Below are 23,281 nucleotides of genomic sequence, written 5' to 3' on the forward strand. Positions count from 1 at the left end.
TAAGCGCCTTGGTCGGCGTAGACAAGCGTCTCTAGGAGTTAGGAGCCCCAGCTAGACAAGTCTCGAGAGGCTACGCGCTGAAGCTGGATAATTCTCAAAGTAGAGTTGTACACCCTCCTAAATGAAATAAATAAAACAGGCTGACAAGTTTGTCAGCCTGATCATTATTTCTTTAACATTCCTTTTAAAACAAATGCCACGTTTGCCGGACGCTCTGCAAGACGGCGCATGAAGTAACCGTACCAGTCTGTTCCGAATGGGACATAAACGCGCATCGTATAGCCTTCTTCGGCAAGCTGCAGCTGCCTTTCCGGCATGATTCCAAACAGCATCTGGAATTCGAACTGGCTTTTCGGGATATTGTTTTCTTTTGCAAATTCTTTTGTAAAATTGATGATATTGTCATCATGTGAAGCAACTGCAGTGTAGTTGCCATTCATTAAGTGCATTTTGATGATTTTCTTGAAGTTCTCGTCAACATCCTTCTTCTCCGGGAAGGCCACTTCCGGCGACTCTTTGTACGCACCCTTCACAAGGCGGAGGTTTGGAGAATATTGATTCAAATCCTCGATATCTTTTTCAGTCCTGTATAAATAAGCCTGGATGACCGTGCCGATGTTGTCATATTCGGACTTCAGCTGCTTGAAAATATCCAGAGTCCTCTGGCAGCGCTCGTAGTCCTCCATGTCGATTGTCACAAATACATTATTCTCTTTGGCTGTATCCATGATTCGGCGCATATTGTTCATGACTACTTTTTCAGAAATATCAAAGCCGAGCGAAGTCATTTTGACGCTCATCTGCGAGTTTAATTTTTCGCGGCCAATCGCTTTTATCATTGCAATCGAGCTTTCAGCTCTCTCATTCGCTTCTCTTTCATTGTCGACAAATTCGCCAAGGAAATCGACGGTTGCCGCAAGGTTCTTGCTGTTAAGCTCTTTGATGACTTCCACTGATTGCTCGACTGTTTCGCCGGAAACGAAGCGTTTTGCCCCTAGACGAAGGCCGTATTTCTTGGCCATCTTCGTAAAAAATTTATTTTTCGATAGAAAAAGAAAGAAGTTCCTCATTAATTGTTCCATAGCTTTTCCTCCCCTTAATGAAAACGATTACAACACCCTTTAAAAAAATTGCTTCATCTATATATATTTTGCAAAATTATTTTATCACTTTTTATTAGCTTTGAATATTACTTTCGTAGGAAAATGTTCTTTTTTGACGAATCTTGTCCTGCATACTTTATTTCGGCCCGGGAACGATAATATCCGTAGGAATGAACATAAAACAGGAGGTTCTATTATGCAGCAGCAAAACGTGAATTTTCAAGGCCAGCAGCAAGGGGTCATGCAGACGCCGCCGTCAGTTGTATCGACTAAAGATTCTTTATACTTAACAGATATGCTTTCATGGAACTTACTTGCGATGAAAAAAGCACATTTCTTTGCCCAACAGTGCCAGGACCAGGAGTTGAAGATGGAAATCGAAAAGTGCGGACAAATGCATCAGAGACACTACCAGAACATCCTTACACACTTGAACAGCCCGCAAAATCAGGCATATTCCCAAACCCCAGGAATGCAATAATCGAACAAGACAGGAGGAAAAGCGGATGAACCAGAATCAGCAAAAAATCCAAAACCCGGAAACACAGGTCCAAAAGACACCGCAGATGAATGATCGTGATTTTATCAATGATATTTTAACGACTGAAAAATACATGACTCACGGGTATGATACTGTTCTTAATGAATTAAGCCACGACCAACTTTATCAGGATGTACTCGGAATCTACACCGAAACAGCCAATGCCCAGCGCAGCCTTTATAACCTGATGTTCAAGAAAGGCTGGTACGGAGTCGAAGCGGCAGACGCACAGAAGCTTCAGCAATCTCATCAGCAATTCCAGGGATACTCAAATCAATTCCCGTATGGCGGACAGCAGCTTCAATAATGGAAGCTGTCATTATGATGGAACCGGGCTTGTTTGACCGGTTCTTATCTTTTCTCTTTGGTTGGTTCTTCAACTTTTCCCTTACATTGGTGCACTGATACTCTCTCTTCCCCCCTTAACCCCTTGTTCTTTTTCTGGACACTGAAACAACTTATCCCTTCTCTTGCTTAGCCTTTAACATTTGTTCGGGTACTGAAACTTCGTTTACATGTCTTTTCACTTTTCTCCGCTAAAAGCAGACAATAAAAAACCACCTCGCTAAGAGATGGTTCTTCGTTATTTCTGACGTTTTTGCTCATTCAGTTCTTTGACTTCTGCTATAACGTTCTTGATCTGTTCCTTGGCATCCGGGTATTCTGCATTCCAGTGCTTTGCCAGGGGAGGCATCGACTTAGCGATATGGCTGTACACTATCCATGTTTTAACCTTTTCAATGTTATCTGCGGAGGCTTCGCCAACCAGCAGCTCGGTATATTTTTCGAGCAAGCCATTGATTTGTTCTGAGAATTCGTTATCCAATTTCCATCCTCCTTTAATTTATGCCGCATGTCCTTGGACAGGTTTTGCAGTAACCGCCTTTTTCCTTTAGCAGATAGCTGTAACAACAGGTTTTTCGTATCCTGATATAAGAATTTGCTTCTTCCTGATAGACTGGTTCACTGTAATACCTCGCGATTGGGTTGTTGTGATAGCGTCCGAACAACTTCCCGGGGGCCGACTTGATCAGAAAGGAAAAGTCATCTTCTGCCCTCATCTTTACCTCGAGATCCTCGGTCTGGCTTAATATTTTTTCATAGAGCCAAAAAATATAGACTGCGACATTTTCCCATAAAATCAATTTTGAGATTTTCGCAGATTTTGAGATGGCATCCATGACTGGAAATAGATTATCCGCAAACAAATGCCTGACTGCTTCCTTCCTCCACTCTTCCCGCTGCCCCGAAGGACACACGTCGGTGCTTTTGTTTTTCAGATAAAACCCAGGCAGCCAAAGTCCATCCTTAATGGCGTCTGCCAGGATAATATTTTCCGGTGAAACATCCAGCTTTTTGTTAAAAGCCGTCATGGAGTATAGATACAGGACGGCAAGAAAGGCATGGCGTTTGATGAAAACGGATGCCGCCGTTTTAGCATCTGGAGCCTTTAACCCTTCATTGAACCTTTCCAGATAAGTCCCCATTGCCGAAGCATCCGTAAACGGCCTGAAATCGATCTGAATATCTGTTTCAGGCTCGGAAACGACAAAACGGTAGTTGGCGAGAATTCCGCTTTCAGCTGCAGTCAGTTCCGCCTTCATACGGGTGCTCCTACTTTGTCCCTGACGATGCGGCGCCCTTTGCCATGGGGAATGCAAAGCGGCGTGCCGAACAACGGATCGATGGTCACTTCACAGTCCATTCCAAAAACATGTTTCACAAGACCGCAGTTAATGACAACTTCCGGCTTTCCCTGATCAAAGATTTTCTGGTCCTTGATCGCGACGATATTATGGGCATATCGGCAGGCAAGATTCAGGTCATGTAAAACCATGACAATCGTTCTGCCTTCGTTTTCATTCAATTCAAAAAGAAGGTCGAGGATCTCGATTTGATGAGTCATATCCAGATAAGTTGTCGGTTCATCGAGCAGGATGATATCCGTATCCTGCGCCAGGGTCATCGCAATCCAGGCACGCTGACGCTGTCCCCCAGACAATGAATCGACAGTGCGGTCCTTCAGGTGGTCAATGCCTGTTGCCTTCAAAGCATTTTCAACACTTCTTTCATCTTCTTCCGACCATTGCTTCAGCCAGGTCTGGTAAGGGTATCTGCCTTGTTTTACAAGCTGCAGGACGGTCAATCCTTCCGGAGCTGAGGGTGACTGGGGCAGAATCGCCATCTTACGCGCAACTTCCTTCGTAGACAGCTTGGAGATCGCCTCGCCTTCCAGGAGGATCGCTCCTGCCTGCGGCTTTAGCAGCCTGGCGATTGAGCGGAGCAAGGTGGATTTACCGCAGCCATTCCCTCCGATAAAAACGGTAATTTCCCCTTTGGGAATTTTTATGTCTAATTCATTTATGATAATGGAATCTCCATAGGAAAGCGTCAGTTTTTCCGTTTCTATTGCCTGGTTCATGTCGATTCCCCTTTCTGTCAGGTTTAGGAATTTCTCGTCTTATATAGCAGGTAAATAAAATAGGGTGCGCCGATTCCGGCGGTGAAAACTCCTGCAGGGACCTCTAGTGGCGAAAACATCGTACGTCCGATCAAATCAGCCAGCATGACCAAGATCCCGCCAATTACAGCCGATACTGGTAAAAGTGCCCCGAATGCTGAACCGACAAGCCTTCTCGCCATATGCGGAGCCATCAGGCCAACGAAACCGATTCCTCCGGCAAAAGCGACCGAACTGGCAATCAATGCCGTGCTGACGAGCAGCAGTACGAACCGCTGCCTCTGTACATGGCCTCCAACGCCTGTGGCTATATCTTCCCCAAGCTCCTGGACATTGACATTCCTTGCAAAAATAAACGCAATCAGCAGCATGATGACCGTCCATGGAACAAGCACGGCAACATTGCTCCAGGTGGATCCATAGACCGTTCCCGTAATCCAGATATTCGCCTGGCTTGCGCGATAAATAGGACCCATGATCATCATCAGTGTGGTCAATGCCTGCATCAGCGCAGAAATCCCGATGCCAATCAATACTAGGCGTACAGGCGATACGCCATTTTTCCAGGAAAGAAAATAAACAAGGAATGCTACAATAGAAGCACCCGCAAAAGCCGCTACCGGCATCCATTCTATGCTCACTGTCAGTGCATTATTATCACCGCTGAAAACTGCCAGAAACCCGACTACCGCCACTGCTGCGCCACCAGTGATTCCAAGGATATCAGGTGAAGCAAGCGGATTCCTGATCATCCCCTGGAGTATCCCTCCAGCAACTGCCAGACTGATGCCAACCATCAGGGCGACGATGATTCTCGGCAAGCGGAAGGATTGCACAACCAATCTCTCCATATCGCTTCCCCCGCCAAAAAACACCGCAATCACGCTTAATGGACTTATCGCCATATCGCCCATGCCTGTACTGATGACAAACACGGCTATTGCGGCAATCAGCAGTCCCAATAAAATCCCGGCTGCCCTTTTATCTATCAGAAAAGATACTTTATCTTTAAAAATCCTTAGGCCTTTATACTGGCTCATTTTCCGTTGAACCCCTTTCTCGCTATATAAATGAAAAATGGAGTCCCGATCATCGCTGTCATGACACCGACAGGGATTTCCTGGGGCATCAGCACGTAGCGGGCAGCGATATCCGCCGCCAACAACAGCATTCCTCCAAATATTGCCGAGAAAGGAATCACCCAGCGGTGGTCAATGCCGACAACCGCCCTTGTCAAATGCGGAATGACAATCCCGATAAATCCAATTGGTCCAGCAACAGCAACGGCTCCGCCAGATAAAAGAACAATGATCACACCTGCACCAAGCTTTACAAGACCAGTATTCATTCCAAGCCCCTTCGCAACGTCCTCATCCATTGACAGAACGTTCATTTTCGAGGAAATCAGGATAGCTGCCAGCCAGCCAACAACTAAATATGGAAGAACACTGATGAGCGTTTCCAGCTTACGCCCCTGTACGGAGCCAGCCAGCCAGTATAGTACCTGTTCAAGTGCTGCCTCATCCAGAACAAGAAGCCCCTGGGTGAAGGAGGAAAACATTGCTGTCATCGCTGCACCTGCAAGAGTCAACTTCATCGGTGTCAATCCTTCACGTCCGGCAGAGCCAATCACATAGACACTGACTGCTGCCAGTGCTGCACCCAGGAAGGAAATCCACGCAAAGGCCTGAAGACTGCCGACAGAAAATACCGTAACAGCCACAACTACCGCAAAACCGGCTCCGGCATTGACCCCAAAAATCCCCGGTGAAGCAAGGGGGTTTTTTGTTAACGTCTGCATCAGGACACCGGCAATTGCCAGGCTCGCACCTACAGCAGCCGCAATCAGCGCCCTGGGAAGCCGGACGGATTGAATGATGATATGTTCATTTGAACCATCATAATCGGTGAACGTGTTAAAAGCTGTTCCCCACGATGTATCGGTATAGCCGTATACGATACTTGCACATATTAAAAATAAAATAAAAAAAAGGGCCGCTACTAATCCGATCCATCTTTGGCCGTTGGTTTTCAGAAGCATGCTGGTTACCTATCTTTCTGCCGGGAATACTGTTATTTATTCTTTCTTCTCAAATAGCATTGATCACAGCTAATAAAAGTATTTTTAAAAAGTTGCTTATGTTGTTAATTTAACTTTACGTGAAAAAAGGGTTCTTTTCACCGGTTTGGCTGACAAGTTCACAAAATCGTCAATGATGATGAAAATCATTATCAATTAGTGTTGACATCTCACTCTATTGCATTTTATCATAAGGAGGCAGTAATTGAAAACGATTATCACTAACAGTCTAGGAGGAACTACATATGAAAGTTTCAAAACATTTACTGGCTCTTCTCAGCATCTTCACCGTCCTGCTTTTGGCAGCATGCGGCAGCAACGAAGATGATGCTAAGAAAACAGCAGAAGCACCAAAGGAAAAGGAAGAAGGATACACAGTTGAACATGCAATGGGTGAGACCACCCTGGACAAGACTCCAGAAAAGGTTGTCATCCTGACAAATGAAGGGACAGAAGCACTTCTTGCGCTTGGAGTCACTCCAGTCGGTGCCGTCCAGTCATGGACAGGCGACCCTTGGTATGACCATATTGCTGAGGATATGAAAGATGTGGAAGTCGTTGGTGTTGAGAGCCAGGTTAATGTAGAAGCCATTGCTGCGCTCCAGCCAGACCTGATCATTGGCAATAAAATGCGCCAGGAAGATATTTATGAACAGCTTAAAGCAATCGCACCTACTGTTTTTGCAGAGGACCTTCGCGGAAATTGGAAGAACAACTTCGAACTTTACGCAAAGGCTGTAAACAAAGAGGAAAAAGGCAAAGAAGTACTTGGTGATTATGACCAGCGTATCGAAGGTCTGAAAGAAAAGCTTGGAGAAAAGTTAGATACAAAAGTATCGATGGTCCGCTTCATGGCAGGCGATGTACGTATTTACCACAAAGATTCATTCTCAGGCGTTATTCTTGAACAAATCGGCCTGGCTCGTCCAGAAAGCCAGGATAAAGAAGACTTTGCTGAAAAAGGCGTAACAAAGGAAAGAATCCCGGCAATGGACGGAGATATCCTCTTCTACTTCACATATGATGAAGGCGACGGCAAAGCAACAGAAGTCGAAAAGGAATGGATTGAAGACCCGTTATTCCAAAACCTTGAAGTAGCGAAAAAAGGTGAAGTCCACAAAGTGGATGATGCTATCTGGAACACAGCAGGCGGCGTATTGGCAGCCAACTTGATGCTTGATGATCTTGAAAAACATATGTTGAAATAGGCTTTTTTCTCGAACCAGGATTTTTACAATAATTTTTACAAATGCAGCTTTAAATAAAATCCCCCCAAGATTTTATTTAACTAATCCCCCTTCCCCATATATATATAAGAGCAGAAACCCCGCAAAATTTTGCGGGTTTTTCTTTTTTGTTCCTCCCCCATTCACTTACAAATCAAATCAAGAAAACAATCTTCATAATCCTCCCATTTCCGGAAAGAATAAGTGTAAATCTAGATTGGCGGAGATTAACAATGAGACATCCATTCAAGAAAAAACTAATGCAAGAAATCGAGAAGGAAGCTGCACGTCAAGATACCGAAGGACAAAAGCCAGAGCAATATCTCAATGAGCACGAATGGGAAAAAGCGCTTTTAAGGTCACATGATTTTAAAAAGACTTTTTACGTGAATCAAAAATCAGAAAAAAAGTTCTGCTTCTCTTTTATGTCAACTTTAGTAGATGAAAGCATCCTTCAGAACAATGCCCTCCCGTATCTGCTGGAAGGCGAATTAACGGAAATCGAAGATGTTAAAAGCCTGATCCCCATTGCTGATGTCCAGGTTTCAGACAACAATGAGGATATTGAAACGAAATTATTCAACGGATATGTACTCCTGACACTTGAGGGTGAAGAAAAATTTTTCGCCTTTATTGCTGCCCAAAAAGAGGTTGTCCGAACAGTCGCCCAGCCTGAGGTAGAATTCAGTGTTATCGGGCCAAAGGAATCTTTTGTAGAGTCCCTGGACCATAATCTCAATATGATCCGCAAAAGGGTCCCTGTGAAAGAGCTGATCATTGAGAATTACACGGTAGGTTCCATTTCTAAATCAGGTGTGGCTATCCTGTATATTGATGGAATTACAAATAAAGATAATGTCAATACTGTAGTTCAGCGGGTCAAAGATATTGAGTTTGATGAAATTACCGATAGCTCCTATATCGTCCAGTTGATTTCAGATAACCAGAACTCTCCTTTTCCGCAGCTTCTTGATACAGAAAGGCCAGACCGTATTGCGGCAATACTTGCAGAAGGTAAAGTCGCCATCCTTGTAGATGGTTCGCCGCACGCATTGATCGGGCCAACTACCCTGGTGGAATTTTTCGGGTCTTTCGAAGACTATTTCCTGAATTATTTATTGTCTTCTTTTTTCCGGCTGATCCGTCTATTCGCCGTTGCTTTCTCGATCCTGATCACACCGATTTATGTAGCAGCCCTTTCCTATCATTATGAATTGATCCCGAAGGACCTGCTAAGTACATTGATTACGTCAAGAAGGGAGATTCCGCTCCCTCCTATCCTTGAAGCGTTGTTCCTTGAATTGACGATCGAGCTATTGCGTGAGGCCGGGGCCCGCCTGCCAACCAAGGTCGGCCAGACGATCGGTATCGTAGGAGGAATCGTAATCGGGACAGCTTCCGTTGAAGCTGGCCTGACGAGTAATGTCCTGCTGATCATTGTCGCACTGGCAGCACTGGCGTCTTTTACTACACCAGTATACCGGATGGGCAATACAATCAGGCTGCTGCGATTCCCGTTCCTGTTTTTCGCTGAGCTTTGGGGAATGCTGGGAATCGTCGTATCTTTCTCGTTCCTCCTGGCGCATTTGCTTAAACTGACATCATTGGGCAGGCCATTCCTTGAGCCTTTATATCCTCCGAGAGTGTCAGATTTCAAAGATGCGATCATTCGGTTGCCATTTACAATGCAATATAATCGGCCTCAATATTTGAGGACAGAAAATCCAGTCCGTTTCAGTGAGAAAAAGGCAAAGGAAAAAAAGGACATCGACGAGTGAGCATTGGAGGTTTTGAAAAAACATGCAGCAGCCAATACCTGAAAGATTGCAAGTGTCACCATTCCTCGTCCTCTATTTAATCATGTCCATGCAGATTGGAATCGGTGTCCTTGGCTACCAGCGCATCATCGCAAAGGACGCTGGCTATGATGCCTGGATATCGGTCATTGTTGCTGGTTTAAGCATCCATATCATCGTTTGGATGATCTATAAAATATGCGGGACGGTTGAAGGAGATATTGTCTCTGTCCATGCCTTTGTCTTTGGCAAAATCATCGGCAATATTTTAAGTACTGTTTTTATTGTCTACCTGCTAATCTTTGCGTTGGCTGTTTTAAGGACTTACCTCGAAGTCGTTCAGGCATGGATGTTCCCAGAGATCAGTCCTTTCTGGTACAGCCTTGTCTTTTTGATTCTTTCGGTTTATATCGTATTTGGCGGATTTCGAACAGTGACCGGTATAGCTTTTTTCTGTATCGTCCTCCCTAGCTATCTGCTGCTGACGTTTGGCTTTGCACTCAGGTTTGCAGAATTCAGGAATCTGCTGCCGATACTCGATCATTCTCTAAAAGACATGGCGATCAGTGCGTTCAATATGTCCCTTACGTATGTCGGGTTTGAAATACCGCTGTTTTTCTATCCATTTATCAAGGATGCACCTAAATCACAAAAATGGGCCCATCTAGGTGTCTTTATAACGACCATTATTTATACCATACTGGCGATTATAACTTTTACTTATTTTTCTGAAGCACAACTGGCCAAATCCATCTGGGCAACACTTGAAATGTGGAAAATTGTCAGCATGCCCTTTGTTGAACGATTTGAATATATCGGAATCGCAAACTGGAACCTGATTATCCTCCCGAATATTTGCATCGCTCTTTGGGGCGCCAGCATGATTTTAAAAAGATCCTTTAAGCTGCAGCAAAAAAAAGGAGTGATTGCCCTCGCTATCGTCTGCTTAATCGCTATTCCTTTTTTGGATACAAGGGCTAAAATAAATTTACTGAATGACTGGGTCGCACGGATTGGGTTCAGTGTGACCTTCGTCTATATTCCTTTTTTATTTATCGCAACGATGATCGCCAAGAAGGTGAAAAAAAATGATGAATAGGATTTTGGTCGTACTTTCGTTTATTTCCCTTTTGCTTACAGGATGTGTCGAAAAGGAAATTATTGATGATGTTAATATCGAAATGGGCGTGGGTTATGACCAGAAGGAAAATGATAAAATTGAAGGCACGATCATGGTCCCTATTTTTAACCCCGATAAGAAAATTGGTAATTTCACCTTTTCTGCAACAGCTTCGAGCAACAGAGATTTAGTACAAGAGATTCAGCGCAAGTCCGCACAGCCACTCGTAACAGGCTCCCTGGAAATTGCCATCTTTGGTGAAGAGATCGCTAAAAAAGGGATCAGGGAATTCATCGATGCTTTTGAGCGTGATCCGAGTATCGGCGCCAGGGTATATTTTGCAGTTGCAGATGACAAGGCAAAAGAAATTTTAACAGGAACATATGGCAATAGAGGGAATGCTGTTCATTTATCTCAATTGATCAAGCACAACACTGAAAGTCGCAATTTGCCGATTACCAACATGCACCTCTTTTTATTCGATCTATACCAGGAGGGAATAGACCCCTATCTGCCAATCCTGAAAAAAACGGAACCTGAAGTAATCGATATCGTCGGAATTGCCTTATTCAAGGATGAAAAAATGGTGAGTGAACTGCCTTCAGATAAAATGTTCTTCCTTAAGCTTCTTACTGATAAATTCAGCGAAGGATCTTATAGATTGGAAATGGATGAAGAGCAAGTCGCAATCAAAGATCTGGATTCGAAAAATAAGTTAAAAATAAGGAAACGGGAACCCTATGTTGTAGACGTAGAAATTGAGATTAAAGGACTTATTCGTGAGTATACCGGAAAGATTGTGACACCTGAAGTGATCAAGAAGATTGAAAAGGAATTTGAGGATCAAGTCAACAAAGAAACCACAGCGATGATACAGGATTTCCAGGAAAAAGGAATCGACCCAGTTGGTTTTGGCCAATTCATCAAAACCAAAACAAGAGGCTTTGATTTTAAAAGATGGGAAGATGAGTATAAGAATTTAACGGTGAATGTAAAAACTGATGTGATCATAACAGAGGTAGGGATTGTTGAGTAAATGAAAGAGGGTGTCCATATATGGCACCCTCTTTCATTTTTATGCAGAAGTCGAGAACATGTATTTCTTATAATGGTACCGTATCGAGAAAATCAAGCTTACCGCGAGCATATTGCCCATTAACGAGCTACCGCCGTAGCTGATGAATGGCAAAGGGATACCCGTGATTGGCAGCAGGCCGATAGTCATGCCAATATTCTGGAATACGTGGAAGGTAATCATGCTGATGACACCGACACAGATGTAAGTGTAGAAATCGTTTTTTGTTTCCATGCCAATCTTCGTGATTTGATAGATCAGCAGGAAAAACAAGCTTACGATGATGCTTGCACCTACAAAGCCGAATTCCTCGCCGATGATGCTGAATATGAAGTCAGTATGGCTTTCTGGCAGGTATACTTCCCTTGTGCCATAGCCTTTCCCGACAGTTTCACCTGAGCCGATCGCCAGCAGCGACCTCGTCAGCTGAAACCCGGTTGTGCTCTGGTAATTATAAGGGTCAAGCCAGGAGTAGATCCTCCCGAATTGATATTCCTTCACCCCAAGATATTTTTCAAGGATTTCAGGCTTCCAGATCACAAAATAAAATATGATTGAAATCAGTGTCAGGCCTGTCCCGAAAATAGGGACAAGCAGCTTCCAGGTGATGCCCGAGATGAAAATCATCCCAAGCATGATGGCAATATAAACGAGTGAAGTACCAAGGTCAGGCTGCTGCATGACAAGCAAGAGCGGCACCATCGTGACAATACCGATTTTAATCAAAAGCCAGAAGTCCGTTTGCATCGATTTCAGCCGATACTTCTGATGATGGTCGACAATCACCCGAGCAAGCGCCAGGATGATGAACACCTTCACCAGCTCGGAAGGCTGAAGGGTACCCATTGCCGGCACCCTGTACCAGCTTTTCGCGCCATTGATGACAGGAGCAATACTTGAAGGTGCGACAATCAGCCCTGCCAGCAGGACCAGTCCAAAACCATACGCATACCAGCTCAATTTTTGCAGCTGGTCGGAGTCAAGAGTGATGACCGCGGCAATAATGCCGACACCTATTATGTACCAGATGATTTGCTTAATCAAAAAGTTTTCAGAGCCATACTGTCCCGTCGTTTGGGCACTGTAAATGGCGATGCAGCTTGACAGAAATAATAAGATCAATATCGTAACCAGCCCATAGTCGAGCCGGGAAGTCGTTTTAGGATTCGAAGTCATTTTTATTCCCCTTTTAAATGAAGGCAGATTCCATCTGACATTTGAGTAAGCTTTTTATTAGGGCATAGAATCGAGCCCTGAATGAAGAACTGTTCAATACTTCATTATATTTTTTTCGACAATAAATCACAACTTCTGACTATGAAATGGTTATTATTACATATCTGAATAATATTATTCAGGAAATTTGACGGAGGTAAATGGAGGAGGTTTCCTTTTCAACTTTTAGCCCTTAATGACGGACAGTTTTGCGGCTTTGCCTGGGATTTTTGTCCGTCATGACCTCGATGACGGACAGTTTTACTGCTTCCCCCGGGATTTTTGTCCGTCATCGAGTCATCTGTAAATTTACGTGCATACTGCTGGGACATGTTTCATAGCTTTGTAAGGGACAAAGTCTTTGAAAAAGTGGGGATTCGTATGCTATCAAAAATTGAAGCTTTCATACTTGGAATTATCCAGGGCTTGACGGAGTTTTTGCCGATCAGCAGTACCGGGCACCTTTATCTTGGCAGGAATTTGTTCGGTCTTGAAGAGGCCGGCTTGCTGCTCGATACGATGCTTCACGTAGGTACGCTGCTGGCGGTGTTTGTGTTTTATAGATATGAGTTTATCAAGATTTTGAAAGATCCGTTTGGGAAGCTGACCTTCCTCCTTGTTGTCGGCACGCTGCCGGCTGTCGTGGTCGGACTGCTTTTTGAGGATTACTTTGATGAGATATCGAAAACCGGCGTGACGATTGGCTGGGAATTCCTGATTACGGGGACCATGATGTGGTTCGCCGACTCAATCAAAAATGGTCGCAAAAAGATGGAGGAGATCAGCTATACAGATGCACTGGTGATTGGCAGCTTCCAGGCAGCGGCTATTTTTCCTGCGATTTCCCGTTCCGGATTAACGATTGTCGCGGCGCTATGGCGTAAGCTCGACCGCGAGACTGCAGCCTACTTCTCTTTCCTGCTTTCAACTCCTGCGATTCTGGGAGCGATTGTCCTGCAGGGAAAAGATCTTTTCAGCGGCGGAAGTGAGACAATTTCGATTCAGGGTTTGCTGATTGGGATCATTTCAGCAGCGATTTTCGGTTATATCGCGGTCAAATGGATGATTGGCTATTTGACAAATCATTCTTTGAAGCCTTTTGCGATTTATGTGTGGATCATGGGGCTTGTTGTTCTGTATTTTCAGTATGCAGGGCAGTTCTAATAAGGTTAGCGATAATTTAATTTTATTGGCGGAGTTCACAATTTTATTGGCGATAATTTCGTTGTATTGGCGATTTTATAACTTTATTGGCGAAAATCCAGTTTTATTGGCGAATTGGAAATTCTCGCTGATTTTTACCAGTTCAGTTCAGCTAATCACCATAAAAATGCACACCTTTCACTTGGTGTGCATTTTCCTTTTATCAGCAGCCGCCGTCTCCGCCCATTAGGACAAGACCTTCACGATACTCGTCATATTCAAGTGCCATACCTTGAGTATAGTCGACGATATTGGATTCGATTGCGACTTGGATTTCATTGATTACTGTTACATGATCATCTTCTTCCGGCTCCTCCAGAGCCAGACCAATCTGCGGGCCTCCTCAGCCAAAGCCGCCGAAGTATACGCGGATACCTTCTGCGTTGCGCTCAGCGAGGATCTCTTTTAAAATGTCGCGCGCTTTATCTGAAATCTGCATTCTCCCTTTTCCTTTCTTCATCAATTCTGTCTAGTGCTTAGTTTACCATGGTATCAATAATAAATACACAATACTGCCCGGAGTATTTTGTGAAGGTTATATTTGGAAAAAATTGTGCATCTCCAGCTGTAATTGTGAACGATTTTTGATTGAAACACGACGAAACTAAACGAAACTTAACAAAACTAAACAAAAAGTATACCCATCTACTAAATATTCTATTATATTTAGTTTAGGATGAAAAGGAGGGAAACCATTTGCAAATCTACACTCCAGATGAAATCGCTTCCATGCTGAAAATTTCCAAGCATACTGTCTATGAAATGATTAAGCGTGGTGATCTTGCAGCCTTTAAAGTAGGCAATAAAATGCGGATTGAAGAAAGCGAGTTTGAAAGATATAAAGCCAGCATGTCCGCAAATCCGGTGAAAGCGCAGGAATCAAAGGCGGCAGGCCAGCATTCTTTGCAGCTCGCAGGCAGCCATGATTTCCTGGTCGAACAGCTGGTAAAGTACATAGCGTCTGAAGGAACAGGACTTTCCATCACTCCCTCCTACATCGGCAGTCTTGAAGGGTTGATGATGCTTTACAGAGGCAGTGCTGATATCGCTGCGGTCCACTTGCTTGACCCGGCATCGCAGCAATACAATCTTCCCTTCATCCGCCAGCTTTTTGTCCATGAGCCGATTACGGTGATGAGACTTGCTTCCCGGGACCAGGGCTTGATTGTCGCAAAAGGAAATCCAAAGAACATCACCGGTGTCAAAGACCTGGCAAGAAGTGATGTCACGATCATCAATCGGCAAAAAGGTGCCGGAACCCGCTTCCTGCTCGATTCCTTCCTGGCCGGTGAAAAACTTGAGCCAGCAGCAGTGAACGGTTATGAAAATGAAGAATGGACCCACCTTGGCGCAGCGGCCCACATCAGCAGAGGAAGTGCAGATGCTGCCTTCGGAATCAGATGTGCAGCAAGCCAGCTTGGACTAGATTTCATCCCGCTTACGAAGGAACAGTTTGATCTTGTATTCCGCTGGACTCCCGGAAACAAAGATGCTCTCATACATTTGATTGACCTAATCCAGCTTACCAATTTCAAGGACAGCATCGCCGACCTTGATGGCTATGATGCTGAGGAGTTCGGAAAAATCATCTATGGAAACCATTTATCGGAGGCATAAAAAAATGAAACTGAAAAAATTAATATCTATCTTACTTGTGCCTATGTTAGCTCTTGTAACCGGATGTTCAGATTCTGATTCTACTGCCAATGAACCAGAAAAGGCTCCAATAGAAGAAAAAAAAGACCTGATTCTCGCGACTACTACCAGTACCCAGGACAGCGGATTGCTCGAGGTGTTACTGCCTGAATTCGAGAAAGACAATAACTACAATGTAAAAACGATTGCGGTCGGCACTGGCCAGGCACTTGAAATGGGAACGCGCGGCGAAGCGGATGTCCTGCTTGTCCACGCTCCAGCTGCGGAAGAGGAGCTTGTTAAGAGCGGCGATGCAATCAACCGCCAGAAGGTCATGTACAATGATTTCATCTTTGTCGGTCCTGCTGAAGATCCAGCTAAGATAAAGGGTTTATCTGTGGCTGAAGCATTGACGAAAATCACTGAATCAAAAGCTTCATTTGTATCACGCGGTGATGATTCCGGTACACATAAAAAAGAGCTGGAGCTTTGGAAGAAATCTTCCCTTGATCCAAAATCCTTAGGCGATGCCTATATTGAGACTGGCCAGGGCATGGGTGCAACACTCATGATTGCCTCAGAGAAAACAGGCTATACCCTGACAGATCGCGCGACATTTCTGGCGCAAAAGAAAAATATGCCTGACACTGAAATGCTGGTAGAAGGTGATGAAAGCCTGCTGAATATTTATCATGTTATGCAGGTCAACGATGATAAGCATGAAAAAGTGAATGCAGAAGGTGCGAAAGCATTCGTGGAATTCATGATTGCTGAAGACACAAAAAACATCATCAAGGACTTTGGCGTGGATGAATACGGTGAGCCTCTCTTCTTCTTGTTCGAATAGGATCACTGGTAATGTATAATCATATTATGCAGAAAATTTAGAAGGAAAGCATGATTGCGCATGGAACTTTTACTAGAAGGATTAAAAAAAGCTATAGAGATGATTCTGTCAGGTGATCCGGAGATTCTTGAGATTACCTTGCTGACATTGAGGGTGTCGATTACAGCCGTGTTGGTCAGCACATTGATCGGCATACCAACAGGGATGTTCCTGGGTCTCTCCCGTTTTCCAGGAAGGCGGTTCATACTTGCCATCATTAATATTGGCATGGGCCTCCCTCCGGTCGTTGCCGGCCTGTGGATCACCCTTTTCCTGTGGCGATCTGGCCCGCTTGGCGATTGGTCCTGGCTTTATACGCCAACAGCGATCATTCTCGCGCAGATCCTGGTTTCATTGCCAATTGTCACGGCGCTGACAAGCACGGCCTTCCAGCAGATTAATCCGAAATTGATCTTACAGGTGAAAGCGCTTGGAGCGACGAAAATCCAGCTTTACTGGATCTTGATGAAAGAGGTCAAGCTGGCGATTCTTGCAGCCATCATTGCCGGGTTCGGCCGGGTCATTGCCGAAGTAGGAGCTGCCATGATGGTCGGCGGCAATATCAGCGGCGAAACACGGATTTTGACGACTTCGATTGTCATGGAGGTATCGAAAGGCAATTTCGACATTGCCCTCGCGCTCTCATTCATCCTGATGACGCTTGCTTTCATCATTACATTCAGTTTGACTTATTTACAGCAAAGGAAGCGGAGCCTATGACCCCACTGATTACTGTAAAAGACTTAGAAGTGACGGCAGGTAAAAAGAAACTGCTTTCCATCCCCTATTTTGAGATTCAAGAGGGGGATGTCCTTGGGGTCATGGGACCGAATGGCGCAGGAAAAAGCACGTTTATTAAGGCGTTATCGATGCTTGAAAAACCGGCCCATGGATCGATTTTTTTAAAAGGTCGCGATATCACTGTTGACCTGACACTGGAGGCGCGGAGACAATTCGCTGTCGCGATGCAGCAGCCGCTCCTTCTTGATACGACTGTTTTCCACAACATTGCGGTAGGACTGAAACTTAGGAACCTTCCCCGCCAGGAATTGAAAAACAAGGTCGCCTATTGGCTCGATAAATTCCAGATCGGCCATCTTGCCAAAAAGCAGGCTGCCCATCTGTCGGGCGGTGAGGCTCAGCGTGTCAATCTCGCACGGGCCATGGTGCTCGAGCCAGAAGTCCTGTTTTTGGATGAACCATTCTCAGCACTGGACTTCCCCACAAAGATCCAGTTGTTGAAGGATATCAAGTCGATCATCCAGCAGACGAAAACAACGACCGTTTTTGTCAGCCATGATCTTATGGAATTGAAATACCTGGCCGGAACGCTGGCGATTCTGATGGATGGCGAGCTGAAGCAGACCGGTCCGACAGAAGAAGTGTTGTCATCCCCCAACACATCGACATCCACTTTTATAAATGAGTGGAAAAGCCTTCTCAATTAGATTGTTTCAAGCATGGCTGCAGAAAGCCATGCTGTTTTTTCGTTTGATGAAAATCAAATAATCGATTATCCTTAGCTATAAAAATCGGGATATAGTATGATTCAATGCGAGCATTATTTTTACATAAAGGAGTGTATATAATGAAATATGCAATCATCACAGGTGCTTCAAGAGGGCTCGGAGCTTCAGCAGCACAAAAAATGGTATCTGAAGGTATTCATGTGATTACTGTGTCCCGGAGTGAGAACAATTCACTAAAGCAGGCTGCGGAACAATCCGGGGCGGGATATACCCATCACAGCTGCGACCTTAGCTCCGAGATCCAGGTTTTAAGTATATTCGCCGCAATTGCAGATGATGTTTTTAAAAAGGCAGAAGCTGTTTATGTGATTAATAACGCTGGAATCATTGAGCCGATTGACGTTGCTGGAGAGCTCGATGCATCTTTAGTGCAGAAAAATATCCAGGTTAATCTGACGGCACCAATCCTGATCAGCAACTTATTTATACAAAAGGCAAATAATGCTGGCACGAAATTGATCGTCGCTAATGTAACATCTGGCGCTGGTGAGAGGCCAATCCAGGGATGGAGCATTTATTGCAGCACAAAAGCCGCTGTCAACATGTTCACGATGACTGCAGGCCTCGAGCTTACGAACAGCAAAAGCAGCAGCAAGGTCATCGCCTTCAGTCCAGGTCTGATGGATACCGATATGCAGATGACGATCCGCTCTTCTTCTGAAGAATCATTCGCCGATGTAGATACCTTCAGGAATTACAAAGAAAGCGGCAGTCTCCGCAGCCCGGATACTGTTGCCGGAGCACTTGTAAATCTTGTATTGGCCGATGACCTCGAAAACGGAAGAATTTATAAAGTGAATGATTTGCTTTAGTATTTTGCATGTCCGGGATATAAAATTATGAAGCCAAAAAGCGAAGGAGCAATCCCTCTTCGCTTTTTTTTCATTCACATCTTCGTTTCCTTCGCCTGGTCAATTCGCTCTTCTCCATGGGATTCAATGAAAAAGGGAATATTCATTTCAAGCAAAAGGTCCAGCAGTTCCTGTTTTTTCTAGCTTAAGCCGATATTGAAAGCGGGGAATCCTGTCCTGACATTCAATCTCACAAGACGCTGTCCGCCTTTTGGCATCGAGTCGATGTACTTAGCTTCGTCAATTAAGATGATGCCCAAAGTGGCATTATTATGTACCTCGTATGGCAGAATCCCATCTATATCCTCCCATGGAATAAAACCAGGACCTGCTTTGCCTCGCAATGTCAGTCCTTTATCACTGATCGTCACATTAGCTTCTTTTTCAAAAAAAGTTTTTCCTAAAAATATCAGGCTCCATCCCAGTATGATGATCAGCGCTCCGAACAGGATCATCCCCATGCCATTTCCTTCTGGTTCGGACAGCATACTTATGAACCCGATAAAAAAACCAACGGTCACAAGTCCAATAACAGCAAAGAGAAATGCGATTCTTACCTTCGAAAAATGAAAATCCCTCTCCATGTTTCTCCCCCTATTCTAATGTTTACTTGGATAAATTACCCATATTACCTATTTCAAAAAAACAATTTATTCCATCTATAAATCAATTATTCTGCTCTGTTTTTGGATACTTTTTTAGTATGATGAAGGTAAGATTGATCATGGGAGTGGGAGTGACATAAATGGATCGGATTTCTTTTAAAATCGGGGCAGTTTTTTTCATAACGATACTGCTGGTCGAAAGTGTCTTATTTTACTACCTTCATTCTTCTATCATCCATTCAAGGATTGACGAGGAGCTGGCTTCCCTGCAAACGCGTGGCAATAACCATCGTGATATTCTTGAGACTTCCTATACCCAGGAAACCATTCACCATATTACGATCATGGAATCAAAGACGGATACCCATGTCATTATCACTGATCATACAGGCGCAATTGTTTCTTCATCGGTCCCGACCGATAACTCCATGAAGGATATCATTAGAGAAACTCCTTCTGATGTTCCGCGGGCTGGCACGATTTTAGAGGATGACTGGCAGGACAAGCAATATATAGCGTCAGTTAGTACCCTGGAGAACAATGGTGCTGTTTATATGTTCAAGAACACCCAGCGCGTCCAGAGCCTTATTGCCAAGCTGAATAAACACTTCTGGCTTGCCGGTATCCTTCTGCTGATCTCAATGGCTCTGATTACCCTTTTTCTATCCAGGTTCATCACCAAGCCAGTCATTAGGATGAATGAAGCAACTTCTAAAATTCGCCAGGGCGACTATTCCGTTACTCTGCCCCGCCGTGGAAACGATGAATTGGGAGAGCTTTCAGAGTCGATTCAGGTACTGGCTGATGACCTGAGCCACATGAAAAGGCAGCGGAATGAGTTCCTCGCGAGCATTTCCCATGAACTGCGGACACCGCTCACCTATATAAAAGGGTATGCGGACATAGCGGGCAAAGCAGGAACATCAACAGAGAACAGAAGTCATTACCTGAAAATTATCCATGAAGAGGCAACGAAGCTTTCCGGTCTGATCAAAGGGTTATTTGACCTCGCAAAAATGGACGAAAACACTTTTACCATTCGAAAAGAACGTGTAGCGCTTTGTGAATTCATGCGTGGAATACACACGAGGATGGCACCATCTTTTAGCGAAAAAAATATCGCGCTTAATTTTGCCTGTCCTGGGGAAGTCTATATCGAGGCCGACCCAACCCGCTTTGAACAAATCATCATTAATCTGCTGGATAATGCAAGAAAGTATTCTGAGGAAGGCACTGCGACTTCAATGCAGGTTTTTAAAAAGAACCGCACAGTTCATATTATCGTGAAGGATGAAGGAAAAGGAATTCCCGAAGAAGACCAGGCCTGGGTTTTTGACCGATTTTACCGTGTCGACAAATCGCGGTCAAGTGCTTTGGGGGGTTCAGGGCTAGGGCTTGCAATCGTAAAAGAGCTCGTGGAAGCGCATGGAGGAAAAATTATTCTCAGCAGCGAGCTTGGCAAGGGCACAACTTTCGAAATCATTATCTGATTGGTTTTAAAATCCTGAAACATGGAATACATAACTAGAGGGGTGATGTCATTGAAACAAGTTAATTCGTTGGTGGAAATTGTTGAAGCTGTAAAGAAAGACAACAATGGCAATAAAGTCTTGCTCAATCAGCACGAAACCTCACGCTCCGCCGTCACTTTGGGTGACGAAGACACAGAATCCGGCACGAGGCTTCATGTGAAAGCAGTGTTGGACAACACACTCTACTACTCAGAAGTATTTACCGATGACACACTGTATGAGGAAGCAAACAGCCTAATACAGGAGCTTAAAGGTCTGGCAGAGGTTGAGTTAGTAAGCGAGGAAGAGATTGACCGACTAATTGAAAAGTGAGTGATAATGGGCAGCTGTGTGCAGGCTGCCTTTTTATTATGCCTAGCCTCGGTTAAAAAGTTTTTACATATTGCCACCCTTTTACCGGGAAAACTAAGATTGTACTCACTATAAGGAGGGTTTGTAATGACGAAAAAGTTCAATAAGGGCAGCAGAAACCAAAATTCTCCCAAGCTCGGGAACCAGATGGCCGAGTTTTCCGGCGAATTGACAAGCGGGGACAACAGCAAGGGAAACAAGCACAACAAAGATCAGAGTGATAAAACCGATCGTCACCACTAAAGTTCCAGAACAAAAAGCGCAAGCACCTCGTTCAGCCCCGACAAGCGCTGGAGGGACTGACAGTGAAGTCGTTCTTTGACTTAAATTGGCAGGACCGAAATCGAAAAGTATAAATTTCCTGGTGTACAAGGAAAAAAGCCGGCAAACAATTGCCGGCTTTTAGTCCATATCTGTCAGAATGGCTGTCTGGTTATTCAGGTTTGCAGGATCGACTCCGTTGCTTTCATTTTCATCATAAAAAGCCTCCTGGATCTTCATGTTCGCTTCCGCTGTTTCTCTTTGTTCTTCTTCAGAACCTGGATTGACAGGCTTTGCGTTTGGATCGATATGAACAAACTTGTCCTTTTCCATGATGTATCCCTCCTGATGTTATTATCAGCCTTGGACTTTACTTTTACCCGCATTCTGGTTGAAGCGAACTGGAAAAATAAGGATTCACCTGCGGGCAGAGGCTGCCATCCGGACATAAGTATGCCGTTTGCCGCGTACGACAATGGAATAGGCCATGATGTTCTCGGGTGAAGCGATTCCTCCTGCCCCGGCGTCTCCAATATGGTAGAGGTCAGCACCAGCCATCTTGCTGTTCAGAGCAATTTGCTTGATTGTTTGTTCATCCGCCCCCTCCTGGCTTGTACCTGTCGTCAGGATTGCGAGCGCTCCTTTTTGGTGGACAAGCTCAACTAGCTTAGCCGTCTTTTCAACCGTGAACCCTGGTACTGTGCCTGGCGAGGGGATCAGGATAATGTCAGCACCTGCTTCGACAAAGGTATGCAAGGTTTCTTCCGTCATCATCGTGCTACCCGTCTCACCAGCCACCCCTGCACCATGCATCTTTCCCGCAATGATCAAACCATCTGGACCGAACGCTGCCCTGGCTTTCTCAATCGCCTTCGTGATCTCGGCATTCGTCACGCCTGTTTTGGGATTTCCTGTCAAGCAGACGAAATCGAAGCCAAGCTCCTTCGCTCTTTTAAGGGAAGCATCGGTAGCAATCCTTCCTTCAGGCAGCTGCTGGAGCGCCTCAAGCTTGTCCGCCTGGAGGTCGACTGGCTCAAGGTTTAAGCCCACCGGACGGCCAACGAGCTTCTTTAATTGGGCGACCACTTCCGACGGTTCTGCTTCTGGCAGGCTCTCAATCGAAGGATTCTTTACATCAAAGAAGTTCAGCAGGATCAGGTCCGCGCCGAATGCCGCCGCCAGTTCCGCATTCGTCACGGCAGGGTAAAACGGCGAGAATGCTCCGATTACCTCAGATAAAATCGTCCGTCCCTCCGAAGCAATGATGGCCTTTTTCAAATCCTGTCCCGTCATTTTTTCAAAATCAGATGCTGTGCAGTCCAACAGACGTTTCATGATCATATCCCTCCATTTTATGTATTGGCTATGTTTCTATTTTTCAGTTTGTATTTTGTTCCATTCCAGAATATTAAATTGACCTGGCATAGTAAAACGGTAAGCTAGCTGCTTTTTTTCTCTTTGGATGGTCATAAGAAGCTTTATAAAGACCACCTTGCCTCATTTTTCCTCTTTGCATGGTCATAAGAAGCCTTATAAAGACCACCTAGCCTCATTTTTCCTCTTTGCATGGTCATTAGGAGCCTTATAAAGACCACCTTGCCTCATTTTTCCTCTTTGCATGGTCATTAGGAGCCTTATAAAGACCACCTAGCCTCAGTTTTCCTCTTTGCATGGTCATTAGGAGCCTTATAAAGACCACCTAGCCTTACTTTTTCTCTTTGCATGGTCATTAGGAGCCTTATAAAGACCACCTAGCCTCATTTTCCCTCTTTGCATGGTCATTAGCGGTCTTATAAAGACCACCTTGCCTT

25 protein-coding genes are annotated in these 23,281 nt (G+C 44.7%); 15 read left to right on the forward strand and 10 right to left on the reverse strand.

The window, feature by feature from the left end:
• Positions 1-164: 164 nt before the first annotated feature.
• Positions 165-1,082 (reverse strand): proline dehydrogenase family protein, encoded by a 918-nt coding sequence (locus tag J7E35_RS00420; protein ID WP_214776247.1) that lies wholly within the window; start codon positions 1,080-1,082, stop codon positions 165-167.
• Between the two features lie 217 nt (positions 1,083-1,299).
• Here J7E35_RS00420 and J7E35_RS00425 point away from each other — a divergent pair, with 217 nt between their 5' ends.
• Positions 1,300-1,584, forward strand: coding sequence for a hypothetical protein (locus tag J7E35_RS00425; protein WP_214776248.1), 285 nt, complete (start codon positions 1,300-1,302; stop codon positions 1,582-1,584).
• A gap of 25 nt (positions 1,585-1,609) precedes the next feature.
• The gene (locus tag J7E35_RS00430; protein ID WP_214776249.1) at positions 1,610-1,951 is read left to right on the forward strand and encodes a spore coat protein; all 342 of its coding nucleotides are present in this window, start codon (positions 1,610-1,612) and stop codon (positions 1,949-1,951) included.
• A gap of 276 nt (positions 1,952-2,227) precedes the next feature.
• On the opposite strand, the gene J7E35_RS00435 is transcribed toward J7E35_RS00430, so the two are convergent.
• From J7E35_RS00435 to J7E35_RS00455, 5 genes are read right to left on the reverse strand one after another with little or no spacing between them, the layout of a single operon-like run.
• Positions 2,228-2,470: a YusU family protein gene (locus J7E35_RS00435; RefSeq protein WP_214776250.1), complete on the reverse strand. Its 243-nt coding sequence runs from the start codon at positions 2,468-2,470 to the stop codon at positions 2,228-2,230.
• A gap of 13 nt (positions 2,471-2,483) precedes the next feature.
• Positions 2,484-3,248, reverse strand: coding sequence for an IucA/IucC family C-terminal-domain containing protein (locus J7E35_RS00440; RefSeq protein ID WP_214776251.1), 765 nt, complete (start codon positions 3,246-3,248; stop codon positions 2,484-2,486).
• Complete coding sequence (locus tag J7E35_RS00445; RefSeq protein WP_251040682.1) at positions 3,245-4,066, reverse strand: ABC transporter ATP-binding protein; 822 nt, start codon at positions 4,064-4,066, stop codon at positions 3,245-3,247. Before J7E35_RS00445 ends, J7E35_RS00440 begins: the two co-directional genes overlap by 4 nt.
• 23 nt (positions 4,067-4,089) lie before the next feature.
• Complete coding sequence (locus J7E35_RS00450) at positions 4,090-5,145, reverse strand: FecCD family ABC transporter permease (RefSeq protein ID WP_214776252.1); 1,056 nt, start codon at positions 5,143-5,145, stop codon at positions 4,090-4,092.
• The gene (locus J7E35_RS00455; RefSeq protein WP_214776253.1) at positions 5,142-6,146 is read right to left on the reverse strand and encodes a FecCD family ABC transporter permease; all 1,005 of its coding nucleotides are present in this window, start codon (positions 6,144-6,146) and stop codon (positions 5,142-5,144) included. The genes J7E35_RS00450 and J7E35_RS00455 overlap by 4 nt, the downstream gene beginning before the upstream one ends.
• 284 nt (positions 6,147-6,430) lie before the next feature.
• Here J7E35_RS00455 and J7E35_RS00460 point away from each other — a divergent pair, with 284 nt between their 5' ends.
• The 4 genes from J7E35_RS00460 to J7E35_RS00475 all read left to right on the forward strand — a co-directional run bounded on the left by J7E35_RS00460 (position 6,431) and on the right by J7E35_RS00475 (position 11,363).
• Positions 6,431-7,393, forward strand: coding sequence for an ABC transporter substrate-binding protein (locus tag J7E35_RS00460; RefSeq protein ID WP_214776254.1), 963 nt, complete (start codon positions 6,431-6,433; stop codon positions 7,391-7,393).
• 251 nt (positions 7,394-7,644) lie between these two features.
• Positions 7,645-9,189: a spore germination protein gene (locus J7E35_RS00465; RefSeq protein ID WP_483297642.1), complete on the forward strand. Its 1,545-nt coding sequence runs from the start codon at positions 7,645-7,647 to the stop codon at positions 9,187-9,189.
• A gap of 22 nt (positions 9,190-9,211) precedes the next feature.
• Entirely contained in the window at positions 9,212-10,306 is a 1,095-nt protein-coding gene (locus J7E35_RS00470) for a GerAB/ArcD/ProY family transporter (protein ID WP_214776255.1), read from the forward strand.
• On the forward strand, positions 10,296-11,363 hold the full coding sequence (locus tag J7E35_RS00475) for a Ger(x)C family spore germination protein (protein WP_251040683.1): 1,068 nt from the start codon (positions 10,296-10,298) through the stop codon (positions 11,361-11,363). The genes J7E35_RS00470 and J7E35_RS00475 overlap by 11 nt, the downstream gene beginning before the upstream one ends.
• Before the next feature lie 39 nt (positions 11,364-11,402).
• On the opposite strand, the gene J7E35_RS00480 is transcribed toward J7E35_RS00475, so the two are convergent.
• On the reverse strand, positions 11,403-12,578 hold the full coding sequence (locus tag J7E35_RS00480; RefSeq protein WP_214776256.1) for an FtsW/RodA/SpoVE family cell cycle protein: 1,176 nt from the start codon (positions 12,576-12,578) through the stop codon (positions 11,403-11,405).
• A 420-nt stretch (positions 12,579-12,998) separates the two neighbouring features.
• Between J7E35_RS00480 and J7E35_RS00485 the strand changes: the two genes are divergently transcribed.
• From J7E35_RS00485 to J7E35_RS00510, 6 genes are all read left to right on the forward strand, one after another.
• On the forward strand, positions 12,999-13,781 hold the full coding sequence (locus tag J7E35_RS00485) for an undecaprenyl-diphosphate phosphatase (RefSeq protein WP_214776387.1): 783 nt from the start codon (positions 12,999-13,001) through the stop codon (positions 13,779-13,781).
• 735 nt (positions 13,782-14,516) lie between these two features.
• Positions 14,517-15,437, forward strand: coding sequence for a substrate-binding domain-containing protein (locus J7E35_RS00490; protein ID WP_251009766.1), 921 nt, complete (start codon positions 14,517-14,519; stop codon positions 15,435-15,437).
• 4 nt (positions 15,438-15,441) lie between these two features.
• Positions 15,442-16,302, forward strand: a complete 861-nt coding sequence (locus tag J7E35_RS00495) for an ABC transporter substrate-binding protein (RefSeq protein ID WP_214776257.1) — start codon at positions 15,442-15,444, stop codon at positions 16,300-16,302.
• A gap of 60 nt (positions 16,303-16,362) precedes the next feature.
• Entirely contained in the window at positions 16,363-17,061 is a 699-nt protein-coding gene (locus J7E35_RS00500; RefSeq protein WP_214776389.1) for an ABC transporter permease, read from the forward strand.
• Positions 17,058-17,789: an ABC transporter ATP-binding protein gene (locus J7E35_RS00505; protein ID WP_214776258.1), complete on the forward strand. Its 732-nt coding sequence runs from the start codon at positions 17,058-17,060 to the stop codon at positions 17,787-17,789. Before J7E35_RS00500 ends, J7E35_RS00505 begins: the two co-directional genes overlap by 4 nt.
• 140 nt (positions 17,790-17,929) lie before the next feature.
• The gene (locus tag J7E35_RS00510; RefSeq protein ID WP_214776259.1) at positions 17,930-18,682 is read left to right on the forward strand and encodes a (S)-benzoin forming benzil reductase; all 753 of its coding nucleotides are present in this window, start codon (positions 17,930-17,932) and stop codon (positions 18,680-18,682) included.
• Positions 18,683-18,861: 179 nt separating this feature from the next.
• Here the strand turns inward: J7E35_RS00510 and J7E35_RS00515 are convergent, their stop codons facing one another.
• Entirely contained in the window at positions 18,862-19,305 is a 444-nt protein-coding gene (locus tag J7E35_RS00515) for an STM3941 family protein (protein ID WP_214776260.1), read from the reverse strand.
• A 161-nt stretch (positions 19,306-19,466) separates the two neighbouring features.
• Here J7E35_RS00515 and J7E35_RS00520 point away from each other — a divergent pair, with 161 nt between their 5' ends.
• The 3 genes from J7E35_RS00520 (at position 19,467) to J7E35_RS00530 (ending at position 21,452) form a co-directional block, all read left to right on the forward strand.
• Positions 19,467-20,816: a sensor histidine kinase gene (locus tag J7E35_RS00520; RefSeq protein WP_214776261.1), complete on the forward strand. Its 1,350-nt coding sequence runs from the start codon at positions 19,467-19,469 to the stop codon at positions 20,814-20,816.
• A gap of 51 nt (positions 20,817-20,867) precedes the next feature.
• Complete coding sequence (locus J7E35_RS00525; RefSeq protein WP_214776262.1) at positions 20,868-21,170, forward strand: hypothetical protein; 303 nt, start codon at positions 20,868-20,870, stop codon at positions 21,168-21,170.
• Between the two features lie 126 nt (positions 21,171-21,296).
• Positions 21,297-21,452: a hypothetical protein gene (locus tag J7E35_RS00530; RefSeq protein ID WP_192470097.1), complete on the forward strand. Its 156-nt coding sequence runs from the start codon at positions 21,297-21,299 to the stop codon at positions 21,450-21,452.
• Between the two features lie 159 nt (positions 21,453-21,611).
• On the opposite strand, the gene J7E35_RS00535 is transcribed toward J7E35_RS00530, so the two are convergent.
• Together J7E35_RS00535 and J7E35_RS00540 are read right to left on the reverse strand one after the other, a co-directional pair.
• Entirely contained in the window at positions 21,612-21,803 is a 192-nt protein-coding gene (locus J7E35_RS00535) for a hypothetical protein (protein WP_214776263.1), read from the reverse strand.
• Between the two features lie 84 nt (positions 21,804-21,887).
• Positions 21,888-22,805 (reverse strand): DUF7916 family protein, encoded by a 918-nt coding sequence (locus J7E35_RS00540; protein ID WP_214776264.1) that lies wholly within the window; start codon positions 22,803-22,805, stop codon positions 21,888-21,890.
• Positions 22,806-23,281: the final 476 nt, after the last annotated feature.

Source organism: Bacillus sp. ISL-45 (assembly GCF_018613195.1).
Classification (GTDB): domain Bacteria; phylum Bacillota; class Bacilli; order Bacillales; family Cytobacillaceae; genus Mesobacillus.